12 protein-coding genes and 1 pseudogene are annotated in these 15,609 nt (G+C 71.6%); 3 read left to right on the top strand and 10 right to left on the bottom strand.

The features are described 5' to 3' along the window. The 7 genes from AB0I11_RS16225 to AB0I11_RS16195 all read right to left on the bottom strand — a co-directional run. The coding region (locus AB0I11_RS16225) for an ABC transporter ATP-binding protein (protein WP_357320063.1) at window positions 1-1,752 on the bottom strand (1,752 nt) is incomplete at its 3' end. Between the two features lie 55 nt (window positions 1,753-1,807). Then, the gene (locus tag AB0I11_RS16220; RefSeq protein WP_357320086.1) at window positions 1,808-2,878 is read right to left on the bottom strand and encodes a BMP family ABC transporter substrate-binding protein; all 1,071 of its coding nucleotides are present in this window, start codon (window positions 2,876-2,878) and stop codon (window positions 1,808-1,810) included. A 285-nt stretch (window positions 2,879-3,163) separates the two neighbouring features. Continuing rightward, window positions 3,164-3,505: a hypothetical protein gene (locus AB0I11_RS16215; protein ID WP_046567088.1), complete on the bottom strand. Its 342-nt coding sequence runs from the start codon at window positions 3,503-3,505 to the stop codon at window positions 3,164-3,166. Between the two features lie 178 nt (window positions 3,506-3,683). Then, window positions 3,684-5,546 carry a glycoside hydrolase family 13 protein gene (locus AB0I11_RS16210; RefSeq protein WP_357320058.1) on the bottom strand — a complete coding sequence of 621 codons (1,863 nt, stop codon included), beginning with the start codon at window positions 5,544-5,546 and terminating at the stop codon, window positions 3,684-3,686. A gap of 210 nt (window positions 5,547-5,756) precedes the next feature. After that, entirely contained in the window at window positions 5,757-6,656 is a 900-nt protein-coding gene (locus tag AB0I11_RS16205) for a sugar ABC transporter permease (RefSeq protein ID WP_357320055.1), read from the bottom strand. Next, complete coding sequence (locus AB0I11_RS16200; protein WP_357320052.1) at window positions 6,653-8,296, bottom strand: ABC transporter permease subunit; 1,644 nt, start codon at window positions 8,294-8,296, stop codon at window positions 6,653-6,655. The genes AB0I11_RS16205 and AB0I11_RS16200 overlap by 4 nt, the downstream gene beginning before the upstream one ends. Next, a complete protein-coding gene (locus AB0I11_RS16195; protein WP_357320050.1) occupies window positions 8,296-9,546 on the bottom strand; it encodes a maltose ABC transporter substrate-binding protein in 1,251 nt (416 codons plus the stop codon). Before AB0I11_RS16195 ends, AB0I11_RS16200 begins: the two co-directional genes overlap by 1 nt. A 198-nt stretch (window positions 9,547-9,744) precedes the next feature. Between AB0I11_RS16195 and AB0I11_RS16190 the strand changes: the two are divergent. From AB0I11_RS16190 to AB0I11_RS16180, 3 genes and pseudogenes are all read left to right on the top strand, one after another. Continuing rightward, window positions 9,745-10,755, top strand: a pseudogene (locus AB0I11_RS16190) (LacI family DNA-binding transcriptional regulator); the annotation flags it as partial. 810 nt (window positions 10,756-11,565) lie between these two features. After that, complete coding sequence (locus AB0I11_RS16185) at window positions 11,566-13,200, top strand: glycoside hydrolase family 13 protein (protein WP_357320047.1); 1,635 nt, start codon at window positions 11,566-11,568, stop codon at window positions 13,198-13,200. Window positions 13,201-13,364: 164 nt separating this feature from the next. After that, window positions 13,365-13,727 carry a VOC family protein gene (locus AB0I11_RS16180; protein WP_357320044.1) on the top strand — a complete coding sequence of 121 codons (363 nt, stop codon included), beginning with the start codon at window positions 13,365-13,367 and terminating at the stop codon, window positions 13,725-13,727. A 3-nt stretch (window positions 13,728-13,730) separates the two neighbouring features. On the opposite strand, the gene AB0I11_RS16175 is transcribed toward AB0I11_RS16180, so the two are convergent. From AB0I11_RS16175 to AB0I11_RS16165, 3 genes are all read right to left on the bottom strand, one after another. Then, on the bottom strand, window positions 13,731-14,174 hold the full coding sequence (locus AB0I11_RS16175; protein ID WP_357320041.1) for a hypothetical protein: 444 nt from the start codon (window positions 14,172-14,174) through the stop codon (window positions 13,731-13,733). Between the two features lie 74 nt (window positions 14,175-14,248). Then, complete coding sequence (locus AB0I11_RS16170) at window positions 14,249-14,623, bottom strand: GntR family transcriptional regulator (RefSeq protein ID WP_357320037.1); 375 nt, start codon at window positions 14,621-14,623, stop codon at window positions 14,249-14,251. Then, window positions 14,620-15,555, bottom strand: coding sequence for a YhjD/YihY/BrkB family envelope integrity protein (locus AB0I11_RS16165; RefSeq protein WP_357320034.1), 936 nt, complete (start codon window positions 15,553-15,555; stop codon window positions 14,620-14,622). Before AB0I11_RS16165 ends, AB0I11_RS16170 begins: the two co-directional genes overlap by 4 nt. Window positions 15,556-15,609: the final 54 nt, after the last annotated feature.

Raw genomic sequence — 15,609 nt, 5'->3', positions numbered from 1 at the left:
CTCGTCCTCGTTGCCAGGGCCCTCGGGGGCCGGGGCCGCGGTGCCCTCGGTCGGGCTCGTGGTGGCGGTGCCCTCGGTCGGGCTCGTGGTGGCGGTGTCCGGGGTGACGCCGGCCATCAGCAGGCCGATCTCCTCGCGCGGGGTGTCCGGGCCGACCATGCCGATGATCCGGCCCCGGTACATCACCGCGATCCGGTCGGCCAGACCGATGACCTCGTCCAGCTCGCTGGAGACCACCATGACGGCGGTGCCGATGTCCCGCTCGCGGATGACCCGGCTGTGGATGAACTCGATCGAGCCGACGTCCACGCCCCGGGTGGGCTGGGCGGCGATGAAGAGCTTCAGCGGCCGGGACAGCTCCCGCGCCACGATCACCTTCTGCTGGTTGCCGCCGGAGAGGGTGCCGACCGCCGCGTCAGCCGAGGAGGTACGGATGTCGAACTGCTCGATCCGTTCCTTCGCCGACTTCGCGATGGCGTCCGGCTTGAGCGAGAGGCCCTTGCCGAACGGCGGCCGGTCGTAGATGTCCAGCACCAGGTTCTCCGCCACGGAGAACTCCTTGACCAGGCCGTCCACGCTGCGGTCCTCCGGGACGTACCCGACGCCGGCGCGGAGCACCTTCTTGGTCGACCAGCCGTGCACGGCGTGGCCGTCCAGGGTGACCGAGCCGGCGAGGACCGGGCGCAGCCCCATGATCGCCTCGATCAGCTCGGTCTGCCCGTTGCCCTGCACGCCCGCCACGCCGAGCACCTCACCGGCGTGCACGGTCAGGTCGACGCCGTCGACCGCGCGTACCTGCCGGTCGTCGTCGACGACCAGGCCGGCGACCTCGAGGATCGGCTTGCCCGGCTTGCCCGGCTGCTTGTCCACGGTCAGCCGGACGCTGCGCCCCACCATCAGCGCGGCCAGTTCGTCCCGGCTGGCGCTCGGCTCGGCGGTGCCGACGGTCTTCCCGCGCCGGATCACCGTGATCCGGTCGGCGATCGCCTTCACCTCGCCCAGCTTGTGGGTGATGAACACGATCGACTTGCCGGCTTCCTTGAGCGACCGCATGACCGCGAGCAGTTCCTCGGTCTCCTGCGGGGTCAGCACGGCCGTCGGCTCGTCGAGGATCAGCAGGTCGACGTCGCGGGTGAGGGCCTTGACGATCTCCACCCGCTGCTGGATGCCGACCGGCAGGTCCTCGATCACCGCGTCCGGGTCGACCCGGAGGTTGTACCGCTCGGAGACCTCGGCCACCTCACGCCGGGCGCGCCGGCGGTCCAGGATGCCGGCGAACCGGCCCCTGACCTGCTCGGCGCCGAGCATGACGTTCTCGGCCACGGTGAAGACGGGCACCAGCATGAAGTGCTGGTGCACCATGCCGATGCCGGCCGCGATGGCGTCCGACGGGCCCTTCAGCTTCAGCGGCTTGCCGTCGACCAGGATCTCGCCCTCGTCGGGCTGGTAGAGCCCGTACAGCACGTTCATCAGGGTCGACTTGCCGGCGCCGTTCTCGCCGAGCAGGGCATGGATCTCTCCAGGCTCCACCGTGAGGTCGATGTGGTCGTTGGCGACCAGCTCACCGAACCGTTTGGTGATGCCGCGCAGTTCGAGTCTCAGCGCAACCTCCTGGAGTGCGAGCGATGGTGCAGCGTAGCGGCTGCCCGCCGGCCACCGCGCCGGGTGGGGGTCAGTGGGGGGATGAAGGTGGACCGGCCGCCCCGCCGTCCGCGGGGTGTCCCGCGTACGCCGAGGCGGCCGGATCGTCACTCCTGGTGCCCGCCGGTCCCCGCCGATGATTTCACCGCGGTGGCCGGCGGAGCGGTCACTTGGTCGGCTGGGCCTTCGAGGTGACCGTGATGGTGCCGGCGGAGATGTCCGCCTTGATCTTGTCGACCTCGGCCTTGAGGTCCGCCGGGACCTTGCTGTCGAAGTCGTGGTACGGGGCGATCGAGACGCCGTTGTTGGCCAGGGTGCCGACGAAGCCCGGCTTGGCCTGGAGCTTCTCGCCACCGGCGGCCTTGAGCACGGCCTCCTTCACGGCGTCCGGGATGTTCTTGACGACCGTGGTGATCAGCGCCGGGCAGTTCGGGGTGCTCTCGCAGCCGTCGACGTCCACCCAGACGACCGAGTACTTGCCGTTCGAGGCCTGGGCCGCGGCGGTGGTGCCGAGGCCGGCGCCGCCGGCGACCGGCATGATGATGTCCGCGCCCTGGGCGACCAGCGCGTCGGAGACCTTCTTGCCCTCGTCCTGCTTGACGAAGTCGTTGGTGAAGGAGCCCTTCTGGGCGGCCTTGTCCCAGCCCAGCACCTGGACGTTCTTGCTCTTGGCCTTGTTGTAGTACGCCACGCCGTCGGCGAAGCCGTCCATGAAGATGGTGACCGGCGGGATCGGCAGACCACCGTAGGTGCCGACCTTGCCGCTCTTGCTCATCCCGGCGGCCAGGTAACCGGCCTGGAAGGCGGCCTGCGCGGTGTCGAACTGCATCGGGTAGATGTTGTCCACGCCCGGGTTCGCGTCGACGATGCCGAACTGCTGGTTCGGGTTCGCCGTGGCGATCTTCTTGGTGGCGTCCGACATCAGGCCACCGACGGCCAGGATGAAGTCGCACTTCTGGTTGACGAACCCGGTCAGGTTGACCTCGTAGTCCGCCTCGGCCTTCGACTGGACGTTCTTGATGTCGATGTTGTCGTTCTCCTTCTTCGCCTCCTGCAGGCCCTTCCAGGCCGAGGTGTTGAAGGACTTGTCATCGATGCCACCGACGTCGGTCACCATGCAGGCGCTGAACTTCTTGCCGCCGGTGCCGCCGGCGTTCTTGTCGTCCTCGGGAGCCTCACCACATGCGGCGGCGCCCAGCACGAGGCCACCCGCCACGATGGCGGAGGCGATCCGCATCCCACGCACAGAGCGCAAGACGTCTCCTTCCCATTGCACACCGCGTCGTGCGCGGTGGCAGCCCTTGCGCCGGCCTGCGGTGTGCCGCCGGCGTCCCACGTTACGGACGGGAGCGTACGCCCGCGCCCACCCACCGGCCGACAATCGTGCACGACTGTTGAACGGTCGTTACCCCTACGTAACCCTTGGGTGGGGCACATCACTAATCGTGCCGAGCGGCATGCGCGGTGGTGTCGCGAACGTCTGTTTCCCGAGCTTTCCTGAGCTTCCCGGCTGTCTGGCGAACTAACGCCAGAACACCGCGACGGCGGCGTTGAGCAGCGTCAACCCGATGATCGCGAGGAAGTGACCGCGGTTGACGCTCTCCCGCTTACGGGAGAAGAAGACCATGACAAAGATGATCAACGCGAGCACCAACTTGGTAACAAGTTTGGCGGGGGCCGGCTCGTCGCCGTCGCGCAGCGGAGCGGACAGTCCGATACCGGTGAGGATCTGGATCACCGCGCCCCAGAGCATGGCGGCGTTGATCCGCAGCCGGCCGGTGACGTACTGGGCGATCGCACCGCCGAGCAGCAGCGCGAAGCCGACCAGATGGACATAGAGAAGAATCAGTCGGAGAGCTTCCACGCGGCCCATCCTCCCCCATCAACGACGCTGCGTAGTAGCCACCCGCCGACCTGCCGTCATACCGTGACCTGCCCCGCCCCGGCTCCCCCGCCCTTCCCGCGATCGCGCCGGACGCCGGGCAGGCACGGCGACCGCGACCGGACGGAGGGGCCGGACCGGCAGGATCGCGGGGCCGGGGTCAGCTCAGCCGCCAGACCTGGAAGGTGGGGCCGTCGCCGGGGACGGTCACCGCGCCCTCGGCGTCCGGACGAAGCGCGGGCGCGCCCCCGTACACGTTGTCGCCGGCCGGCAGGCCGGTCAGCCGCACCGGGGCGCTCGCCGCCCGCCGGGCCAGCACCAGGACCGTGCCGGTCGGCGCCTCCCGGAGGAAGACCAGGGTGTCGGCGTCGGCGTGCACCCAGCGCAGGCCGCCGTGCCGCAGCGCCGGCTCCGCGCGGCGCAGCGCCAGCAGCGCCCGGTACGCCGCGAAGGTCCGCCGGTCCCAGCTCTCCGGCCGGTGCCACGGCATCGGCGTACGCGAGCCCTCCCCGTTGCCGCCGGTCAGCCCCAGCTCGTCGCCCGCGAAGACCACCGGAGTCCCCGGCATGGTGGCGAGCAGCCCGGCGGCCACCTCCTGGCGGGCCGCGTCGCCCACCACGGTCCGGATCCGGGCCGAGTCGTGCGAGCCGAGCAGCTGCCACGAGTGCGTGTACGACCGCCAGGAGATCAGCGACCGGTAGGCGTTCATGGTGGCCAGCACCGCGCCCCCGGCCCGCCGCCGCACCCCACCGGGGGTGCCGAGGAAGTTCGGCACCGGGTCGTCGCCGTGGCGCAGCCAGGACCAGACCGGATCGGTGAAGCCCACGTAGTTCATGGTCCCGTGCCAGCCGTCCCGGTCCAGGTCAGCGGTGTGGTCGTGGCCGTGCTCGGCGAGCAGCAGCCCGTCCGGCCGGGTCTCGGCGACCACCTGGCGCAGCAGCCGCGCCACCTCGTGGGTGTACGCGTCCGCGCCCCGCCGGCCGGTCATGTTCGCCACGTCCACCCGCCAGCCGTCCAGCCCGTACGGCGGGCGCAGCCAGCGGCGCAGCAGCGAGTCCTCGGCGGTGGCGAAGCGGCGGCGCAGCTCGGCGCTGCCCCAGTTGAGCTTCGGCAGCGACCTGACCCCGTTCCACGACTCGTAGTCCGCCGGCGCCTGGTCGCCGCGTGGCGTCGGACGCGCCGAGCTGGAGTTGTCGACGCCGGCCAGGTCGAAGTAGTACAGCTCCCGCTCGGGCGCGTGCACGTCGGAGACGGCGGCCGTGAACCAGTGGTGGGCGTCGCCGGTGTGGTTGCTGGTGATGTCGCCGAGCAGCCGCCAGCCCCGGCCGTGCACCGCGTCGGCCAGCCGGGCCAGGGCGGCGTCCCCGCCGAGCAGCGGGTCGACGGTGTCGAAGCTGGCCGCGTCGTACCGGTGGTTGGAGCGGGCCGGGAAGATCGGGGTGAGGTAGACGGTGTTCACGCCGAGCCGGTCCAGGTGGTCCAGCCGCTCGGTGATCCCGTCGAGGTCGCCGCCGTAGAACTGGCGGGGCGTCTCCGGGCCACGCCCGATCACCGGGGTGTCCCAGTCGCAGGGGATGGCCCAGTCCGGCGCGGGTCGGCCGTCGGCGGCGGCGGAGCGGGCGAACCGGTCCGGGAAGATCTGGTAGATCACCGCGTCCCGGGCCCAGGCCGGCGGCGGCGGGTAGCTGACCAGCCGGAAGTCGCCGTGGTCCGGCACGTCGTGGTCGATCAGGCCGGCCGCGTTCAGCCAGCGGGCGCCCCGGCGGCCGTCGAGCAGGAAGCGGTAGTTGCTGACCGGGTTGCGGACCTCGACGTCGGCCCGCCACCACACGTCACCGCCCTGGCTGCGGTCGACGACGGCCTCGGCGAAGCGCGGCTCGCCGTCGCCGGTGGTCCGGACGTGCACCTGGCGGACGTCGGCGCCGGCCGGCACCCGGACGAAGACCGGGACGGTCTGCCCGAGCGCCGGCTCCTGCTCGGGCACGTAGGTGGCGGAGCCGTCGTGGTGCGGCTGGCGAGACATGGGCATGCCTTTCGGGTCGTTCCGACAGGGAGGGGGGCGGGCACCCGCCGCGATCGGTCACCCGACCGCGGCGGTCCGCCCGGAAACCGCTCCGGTGTACGTCGATCCGACGCCCTTGCCGCAGCTTGCTGTTCTGCCGGTTGCTGTTCCTCCGGTGCGAAGGGGCCGCGCTCGCCCCCGCTCAGGACGGCGAGCGCGTACCCCTCCGGTTCATCCCTTGACCGCCCCGGCGGTGAGGCCGGAGACGATGTAGCGCTGGAGCAGTTGGAACACCAGCACCGTGGGGACGGCGGTGAGCAGGGTGCCCGCCGCGAACATCCCGAAGTTGTTGTTCCGCTCGCCGGCCACCAGCCCGAACATGCCGACCGCGAGGGTCTTGGACTCGGTGTTGGTGAGGAACACGTTGGCGATCATGAACTCGTTGATCGTGCCGATGAAGGACAGCAGCGCGGTCACCGCCAGGATCGGCGCCACCAGCGGCAGCATGATCCGGAAGAAGACCTGGGCGTGCGTGGCGCCGTCCATGGTCGCCGACTCGTCCAGCTCCCGGGGCAGGGTGTCGAAGAAGCCCTTCATCAGCCAGGTGTTCACGCCGAGCGCACCACCCATGTAGAGCAGGAACAGCCCCCACGGGGTGTTGAACCCGAGCACCGGCCACAGGTCGGTGACCGTCGTGAAGATCAGGAAGATCGCCACGATGGCCAGGAACTGCGGGAACATCTGGATCAGCAGCAGGGTGAGCAGGCCGAACCGCCGCCCGGCGAACCGCATCCGGGAGAACGCGTACGCCGCCAGCGCGGACAGGAAGATCGACACGATGCTGGCCGTGCCGGCGATCAGCAGCGAGTTGAGGAACCAGTGCCCGAAGGCGGTCTGGTGGAACAGGTTGCCGAAGTTCTCGAAGGACGCGCCGGTCGGCAGCAGCTCGGTGGAGGAGAGCGTGCCGAGCGGGTTGAGCGCCGCGGAGAGCACGAACAGGATCGGGAAGAGACTGAACGCCACGGCGAGCACCCCGACGACGTGCCGCCAGCCCACCTGGCGGAACCAGCGCCGCCTCGCGCTCCCCTTCGCGTTGCGGTTGGCGGCGGGGGCGTCCGCGTAGGTGGTCACGAGTACACCTCCTCCTGCTTGCGGGTACGGCGGAAACTGATCGCCGACACCGTGGCCACGATCGCGAAGATGAAGATCGAGACCGCGGCGGCCATGCCGAACTCGGCGCCCTGGGCGCCGAAGGCCAGCCGGTAGGTGTAGGTGATGAGCAGGTCGGTGGCCCCGTTGGTCGGGTTGTCCGCCGGGAACGGCCCGCCCTCGGTGGTCAGCCAGATCGCGTTGATGTTGTTGAAGTTGTACGCGAACGACGCGATCAGCAGCGGCGAGAGCGCGACCAGCAGCAGCGGCAGAGTGACCGACCGGAACGACTGCCACGGGGAGGCGCCGTCCACCGAGGTGGCCTCGGTCAGCTCCCGGGGGATGGCCTGGAGCGCGCCGGTGGCCACCAGGAACATGTACGGGTAGCCGAGCCAGAGCTGCACCAGCAGCACCGCGGCCCGGGCCGACCAGGCCTGGCCGAACCAGTCGACGCCCACCCCGAACAGGTTGTTCACCAGGCCGAAGTCGGTGTTGAACATGTCCCGCCAGACCAACAGCATGGCGAACGACGGCATCGCGTACGGCAGGATCAGCAGCACCCGGTAGAGGTTGGTGCCGCGCATCCGGGGCGAGTGCAGGGCGAGCGCGATGGCCATGCCGAGCAGGAAGGTGAGCCCGGTCGAGCCGACCGCGAAGGCGAAGTTCCAGAGCAGGGTGCCGAAGAACGGGCCGGAGATGTTCGGGTCGGTGAGCACCCGGCTGAAGTTCTTCAACCCGACGTTGACCTTCCAGCCCTGGGCGAGGCGGTCCCCGTCGGCGGCGACGAACGCGCCGGCCTGCGCGTCCGCGGTCCAGGTCCCGCCGGTCTCGCTGTCCTTGATGCAGTCGCACCCGGCGTCGTACGCCCGCACGGCCTTGCCCTCGTAGGCGCGGGTGAGCCCGTTGGAGCGGATCGCGCCACCGGCGGTCGGCACCACCAGGTCGGTGATCTCCTTGCTCCGGACGCTGGCCTGGCCGATGTTCAGCACGGTGTAGCCGTCGGCGGCGGTGACCTTGCCGGTGAGGCTGCTGGCCTCCACCTGGCCGGGGTCGAGCCGGCGCAGGCCGCCCGCGTCGCCGGCGAAGGCCTCCTTGGTCTTCGGGTCGCCGAGCAGGAAGACCAGCGCGCCGGTCGCCGGGTCGCCCTTGGTGGCGATGGAGAGGGCGTACTGGGCGGAGCCGGGGACCTGCTTCACCGAGGCGGTCTGGATGGCGACGATGGCGTCGTCCTTGCTGCCGCGATGCCCGTCGCCGAAGTTCGTGAAGGCGGTGCTCGCCGTGTAGAGCACCGGGAAGACCTGGAAGGCGATCAGGAAGATCGTGCCGGGGACCAGGTACTTGGCCGGGATGTGCCGCCGGCCGAGGTAGAGGTAGAACAGGCCCGCGGTGGTGGCGGCGAGGATCGCCAGCCCCACCCAGTGCTCGGCCTCGACGAGCGGGAACGCCGCCCAGATCGCGATCCCGGCCACCAGGCCGAGCAGGACCACCTTGACGACGAGACCGGTCGCGGTGATCGGCGCGTGGTTCCGCGCGGTACGGGACGTGCGCGGGAGCCCGCGGCGAACGGGCTCCCGGCCCGGGGCCTGCTCAGCAGACCCCGGGCCGGACAGCGACGTGCTCATTACTTGATCTGACCCGCGATGGTCTTGCCCGCGGCGGTGATCGTCTTGGCCGGGTCGGCGCCGCCGATGATGGCGGCCTCCGCCTTGCCGAACGGGTCCCAGATCGCGGCCATGGCCGGGATCGCCGGGAGCACCTGCCCGTTCTTGCCGGCCTCGGAGAACTTGGCCAGGTCCGGGTCCTCGCCTTTGACCTGGTCGAAGGCGGCGGTCAGCGCCGGCGGGCGCGGCTCGGCCCGGTACAGCGCGACGGCCAGCTCGGGCTTGGTCACGTAGTTGGTGGCGAACTCCTGCGCCAAGGCCTTGTTCTTGCCCTTGGCGGCGACGTAGAACGCCTGCACGCCCACGAACGGCTGGGCCTCCTTGCCGCCGGCGAAGCCGGGGACCGGGGAGATGTCGTACTTGATGCCGGCCTTCTTGGCTTCGGCGATGGCCCACGGACCGGAGACCAGGAAGGCGCACTTCTTGGCGCCGAAGCTGGCGATGGAGTTCTCCGGGGTGATGGAGCGCTTGAGCGCGCCCTCGCCCTTCTCGCCGAGCTTCGCGATTTTCTGGAAGGCCGCGATCGACTCCGGCTTGCCCACGCCCAGGTCCTTCGGGTCGTAGTCGCCGTTGGCCGTGGTGCCGAAGAGGTAACCGCCGCCGGAGGTGTACAGCGGGTAGACGTGGTACGCGTCGCCGTTCTGGCCGGACTGGAGGCAGAGGATCTCCTGGGCCTTCTTCTCGGCCTTGAGCTTCTTGCCGGTCTGGACCAGTTCCTCGATCGTCTTCGGCGCCTCGGGGGCCAGCGCGGTGTTGCGGAGCAGCGCGACGTTCTCGGTGGCGTAGGGCACGCCGTAGAGCTGGCCGTTGAACGTGACCGCCTTGATCGCGGTCTCGTTGAACGCGCTCTTCTGCTCGGCGGGGAGCTGCACCGGGTCGATGGCGCCGTTCTGGACCATGTTGCCGATCCAGTCGTGCGCGCCGACCACGACGTCCGGGCCGCTGCCCTGCTGCGACGCGGTGACGAAGTTGGTCTGCAGGTCCTTGGAGACGGCCTGGACCTCGACGGTCACGCCGTTCTCCTTGCCGAACTCCTCGGCGAACGGCTTCAGCGCGGCGGCCCGCTTGTCGTCGGCCCAGATGACCAGCTTGCCGCCGGCCGCCTTGGCGGACTCCTTGGCGGCCGGCTTGTCGCTGTCGCTGCCACCGCAGCCGGACGCGGCGAGCGCCAGGCCGAGGACGGCGACCACACCCGCGGTACGGATGCGCATCGGTACTCCTGTCGTCATGGCGGCCCGCCGGGGGAAGGGCGGCTCGCCAGTGGAATGCTCGGAAACTTCTTGCTGACCGGCGCGGGGGTTTTGCGCCGCTGCTCTCGCATGTTGCGGGGACGTTAGCAAGAGGTTGCAGAGAATGGAAGGGCTTGCAAGGGCGTACGCAAGAACTTGCCGGTGAGCTAAAGTGCCGCCATGCGCGCTCGACTGTCCGACATCGCCCAACAGGCCGAAGTCAGCGAGGCCACGGTGTCGCGGGTGCTCAACGACCGCCCCGGAGTGGCCCCCGAGACCCGGCAGGCCGTCCTGACCGCCCTCGACGTGCTCGGCTACGAGCGCCCCGCCCGGCTGCGCAAGCGCAGCGCCGGGCTGGTCGGGCTGGTGGTCCCGGAGCTGGACAACCCGATCTTCCCGGCCTTCGCCCAGATCATCGAGTCGACGCTGGCGCAGAGCGGGTTCACCCCGGTGCTCTGCACCCAGACCCCCGGCGGCGTCACCGAGGACGAGTACGTGGAGATGCTGCTGGACCGGCAGGTCTCCGGGATCGTCTTCGTCTCCGGCCTGCACGCCGACACCGCCGCCAACCACGACCGGTACCGCGCGCTGATCGCCCGTCCGCTGCCGATCGTCATGATCAACGGGTACGTCGGTGGCATCGCGGCGCCCTTCGTCTCCTGCGACGACCGGGAGGCCGCCGAGCTGGCCGTGGCCCACCTGGTGGCGTTCGGACACCGCCGGGTCGGCCTGATCACCGGGCCGGACCGGTTCGTCCCCGTGCAGCGCAAGGTGGCCGGCTTCCGGTCCGCCATGACCCGGCTGGTCGGCGCGACCGAGGCCGAGATCGACGAGCTGGCCGAACTCTCCCTCTTCGGCGTCGAGGGCGGCGAGGCCGCCGCCGGCCGGCTCATCGAGCGCGGGGTCACCGGCCTGGTCTGCGGCTCCGACCTGATGGCGCTCGGCGCCATCCGCGCCGCCCGCCAGCGCGGCCTCGCCGTCCCCGGCGACATCTCGGTCGTCGGGTACGACGACTCCCCGCTGATCGCCTTCACCGACCCGCCGCTGACCACCATGCGCCAGCCGGTCGCCGCGATGGCGGTGGCCGCGGTCCGCGCGCTGGTCGACGAGATCAACGGGCACGCCGCCCCGAACTCCGAATACCTGTTCCGCCCGGAACTCGTGGTACGCGGCTCGACGGCGGTGGCCCGCCCGGCCGAAACCACCCCGACCAGCGGCCCGTCAGGAACCACCCCGACCGGCGGCCCGTCAGTAACCGGCCCGGCGGGCGGCCCGTCAGGAACCGGCCCGGCCGGCGGCCCGTCAGGAACCGGCCCGGCCGGCGGGGCGCAGCGGCAACGCCCGACCGCCCCCTCCCTGGTCGTACCAGCCTGACCGCTCCCGCCCCGCCCTCGCCCTCGCCCTCGCCCCGGCGGGCGGCGTCCACAAGATGCCGCACTCCGGCCCTTCCGGCCCCCGGGATGGCACGAGATGCCGCACCTTGGCCCCTCCACCCGCGGCGCTCGCACCTGATCCACTCCGGACGCCGCCTGCCAAGCCCATCCGCTCCCCGCGATTGCACGAGATGCCGCACCTCGGCCCATCCACCCGACGGGATGGCACGTGATCGACTCCGGATGCCGCAACCCGGCCCATCCGACCAGAGGGAGGGCACGAGATGCCGCAACCTGGCCCATCCGGGCGACCGGAGGGGGCGAGATGCCGCAAAGCGGGTGGGGCTTCCGGAGGGCGGGACGGGACACGGGGCGGGACAGGCGGGACAGGGCGGGGCAGGACAGGGCGAGGCAGGACGGGGCGGGACAGCGGGACGGGGCGGGACAGCGGGACGGGGCGCGACAGGTTGAGGGTGGAGCGGTGGGCGGCGGGGATGTGGGGGTTACTTCTTGCGCAAGGAATGCTTGACTCTTGCAGTGCTTGGCCGGCATTCTGCTCAGACACCCGTGCCCCGCGTACCCCTGCGGGGCGCCGCCGTCTGATGCCAGAGAACGGGGATCGTCACCGATGACCGCCGCCACCCCTCCCGCGCCGCCGACCGCCGACAACGACTGGTGGCGCTCCGCGGTCGTCTACCAGGTCTACGTCCGCAGCTTCGCCGACGCGAACGGCGATGGCGTCGGTGACCTGGAGGGGATCCGGCAGCGGCTGCCGTACCTGCGGGAACTCGGGGTGGACGCGCTCTGGCTGACCCCCTTCTACACCTCGCCCCAGATCGACGCCGGCTACGACGTGGCCGACTACCGGGACGTGGATCCGCTCTTCGGCAAGCTGGCCGACTTCGACGCGATGATCACCGACGCGCACGCGCTCGGCCTGCGGATCATCGTGGACCTGGTGCCCAACCACACCTCCAGCGCGCACCCGTGGTTCGCGGCGGCCCTCGCGGCCGGCCCGGGCTCTCCCGAGCGGGCCCGGTACCTGTTCGCCGAGGGCCGGGGCGAGCAGGGCGAGTTGCCACCGAACGACTGGGAGAGCATCTTCGGCGGCCCGGCCTGGACCCGGGTCCCCGACGGGCAGTGGTACCTGCACCTGTTCGACCCGGCCCAGCCCGACCTGAACTGGCGCCACCCGGAGGTACGCGCCGAGTTCGAGGACATCCTGCGGTTCTGGCTCGACCGGGGCGTGGACGGTTTCCGGATCGACGTGGCCCACGGAATGATCAAGGCCGCAGGGCTGCCGGACGTCGGCTTCAACTCGATGACCACCGGCCGGCGCCAGTCGGAACTGCTCGGCAAGGGCCGGCTGCCGTACTTCGACCAGGACGAGGTGCACGAGATCTACCGCGCCTGGCGGCCGATTCTGGACAGCTACCCGGGCGGCCGGATGGCGGTGGCCGAGGCGTGGGCCGAGACCCCGCAGCGGCTGGCCCGCTACATCGGCCCGGACGAGCTGCACCAGGCGTTCAGCTTCGACTTCCTCGACGCCACCTGGTCGGCCGACTCGTTCCGCAAGGTCATCGACACCGCGCTGGCCGAGTCGACCATCGTCGGCGCCCCGACCACCTGGGTGCTCTCCAACCACGACCGGCAGCGGCACGTCACCCGGTACGGCGACGGCGAGGTCGGTCTGCGCCGGGCTCGGGCCGCCGCCCTGCTGATGCTCGCCCTGCCCGGCTGCGCGTACGTCTACCAGGGCGAGGAGCTCGGCCTGCCGGAGGTGCTCGACCTTCCCGACGAGCTGCGCCAGGACCCGGCGTTCCTGCGCACCGGGGAGAGCCGGGACGGCTGCCGGGTGCCGATCCCGTGGAGCGGCGAGCTGGCCCCGTACGGCTTCGGCCCGGCGGGCAGCGAACTGAGCTGGCTGCCGGCCCCGGCGACCTGGCGCGGCCTCTCGGTCGCGGCCCAGGCCGGCGTGCCCGGCTCGACGCTGGAGCTCTACCGGACCGCCCTGCGGGTCCGGCACGAGCACCCGGCGCTGGCCGGCACCGACGGCATCACCTGGCTGGAAACCGAGCCCGGCGTGCTGGCGTTCCACCGCACCGCCGGGGACGCCGAGCTGACCTGCGTGGTCAACATCAGCGGCGCGGCGGCCACGATCACCGGCTACGGCCGGCCGGTCGCCGCCAGCGCCGACCTCACCGAACGGGGCGACGGGCACGTCCTGCCGGTGGACGCGGCTGCGTGGTTCGAACGGCGCTGAGCCGGGTAACCCGCCATTGACCTGGTCGTCCGTTGTGCCCCGCGCCGACGGGCGGCTGGGCTACCGACCCCTTGTGGTGGGGGGTGAGGTGGCGCCGGCCCCTCGGGGATCTCGATCTCCGAGGGGCCGGTGTCCATCTGGGACCGTGCGGGTACCACGGGGTGATGACCGCACTCGTGGCGCAGTACACCCTCGACGTCAGCGACCTCGATCTGATGGCCCGGTTCTGGTCGGCCGCCCTCGGCTACACCGTCCGACAGGGCGGCGACGGCAACGCGAAGCTCTACCCGCCGCCCGGCCGGCCCGGCCCCACCATCTGGTTGCAGGGCAGCGGCACCGCCAAGCACGGCAAGAACCGGCTCCACCTGGACCTGGTCTCGGACGGGGACCCGGCGGCGGAGGTGGACCGGCTGGTGGCGCTCGGCGCCCGGCACATCGACGTCGGGCAGACCGGGACCGAGGGGTTCACGGTCCTGGCCGACCCGGAGGAGAACGAGTTCTGCGTGCTGGACCGGGCGCCGAGCTGAGGCTCAGGCGCCCCGGGCGGCGAGCAGCTTGGCGATCCGCGCGAAGCCGGCGTGGACCTCCTCGGCGCTGGGCGGGTTCGCCGGCTGCGGTTCCGGTTCCCGCTCGGCGGCCAGCTCCAGCTCCTCGTCGATGACGTCCTCGAAGTCGCCGTACAGGTCCGCCTCGTCGATCCGGGCCGCCTCGTCCTCGGCGGCGAGTTGCGCGGCGGCGATCTCGCTGCGGATCTCCTCCGGGGTCAGCGCCGGCACCAGCGGCTCCACCACCGCCATCAGCTGCTCCTCGGCGACCACCGCCTCGGCCAGGGCGAGCGCGTGCGCCCGCTCGTACGGGCCGCAGACGACGGGTTCCCACTCGTCGCCGTCGCCCAGCGGGCCGAAGGTGATGATCCACGGCAGGCCGAGCATCGGCGAGTCGTCCGGCAGGTCCAGTGTCACGAGTGCGCCCACCGGCCCATCATGGTCGTTCCCGGCGCGGGCGCGGGCCGCATTGCCGCCAAGTCCCTCCGCTCCGGCGGTCACTCCTACCCGGGCGTACCGGCGTTCAGCGCCGCACGGACCAGGGCGAGGGCGCGGTCCGGCGGTACGCCCAGCCGAGCCGCCTCGGCGGCGTACCCGGCGGCGGCCCGGTGCAGACGGTCGGTGGCGTCGTCCCGCCCCGGGGCCACCACGGTCCCGTGCCGCCCCCGGGTCTCCACCAGCCCGGCGGACTCCAGCTCCCGGTACGCCCGGGCCACCGTGTTCACCGCCAGACCCAGGTCGGCGGCGAGCTGCCGGACCGCGGGCAGCCGGGTGCCGACGGGCAGCCGCCCGTCCCCGATCATCCCCGCGAGCTGCCCGCGCACCTGCTCGTACGGGGGCACCGCCGAGTCGGTGTCGATCCTGATCCGGGTGCTCATCCCGCTCCTCCCGGTGTCCCCGGTTCGGTCTCCTCGTCGATCTCGACGTCCACCTCCCGCGCGGCGGAGCCCTCGGCCAGGTCCACCACCCGGCCGTACCGGCTGGTGGCGGCCAGCGCCGCGCCGAAGAGCACCAACTGGTTGAGCAGGTAGAGGTAGAGCAGCAGGCCGACCGCGGTGGTCACCACCGTGTACGCCGGGTTCCGCTCGGTGCGTACCACGTAGTAGCGGCCGACGGTGTTGAGCAGGGTGATGCCGACCGCGACCACCAGCACCACCGGCCGCAGCCGGCGCCGGCTCATCCGCAGCCGGGGCACCGCCACCAGCAACGCGACCGCGAGCACCGCGTTGACCAGCACGCTGAGCACCGCGCTGACCGTGGTGAGGCCGACCGAGCCGGTGCTGCGCAGCAGGAACCGCAGCAGCGACTCCAGCGCGTCCACGGCGGCCACCGACACCCCGAGCAGCACGAAGACCGCGACCAGTACGCCCAGGTCGACCAGGCGGCGGATCACCAGGTTGCCGGGCTGCTGGTTGAAGCCGTACATGAGCCGTTGCGAGGAGCGGATCGCCTCCACCCAGCCGATCCCGGTGACCACCAGGATGATCAGGCCGACCACCCCGACGGTGTTGCTGCTCTCGGCGATCTGCTGCGGGTCGAGGAACGGCAGGTTCCCGGCCAGGAAGTCCGCGGCCGCCTCGCTGACCTCGGCGTTGTCCTGCAGGATCGTGCCGAAGATCCAGTACGCGACCAGGGCGAGCGCGAACACCGCGAAGAAGCCGTAGTAGGCGATCGCGGCGGCCAGCCGCCCGGCCAGCAGGTCCGCGTAGAGGGTGCCGGCCCGCCACAGGTGGTCGAAGGCCGGCAGCCGGCCCCGCGCCGCGTCGATCCGGCGGCCCAGCGCGCTCTCGATCCGGCCGAGCAGGTTCACCCCGTCATCCTCGCCGATCGGTGGGGGACGCGGCGGGCCAGCGGCGCGCTCAGC

This window comes from Micromonospora sp. NPDC050495, assembly GCF_040655175.1.
GTDB lineage: Bacteria > Actinomycetota > Actinomycetes > Mycobacteriales > Micromonosporaceae > Micromonospora.
The sequence above is the reverse complement of the archived record's forward strand: the minus strand, read 5'-3'. Positions and strand labels throughout refer to the sequence as shown.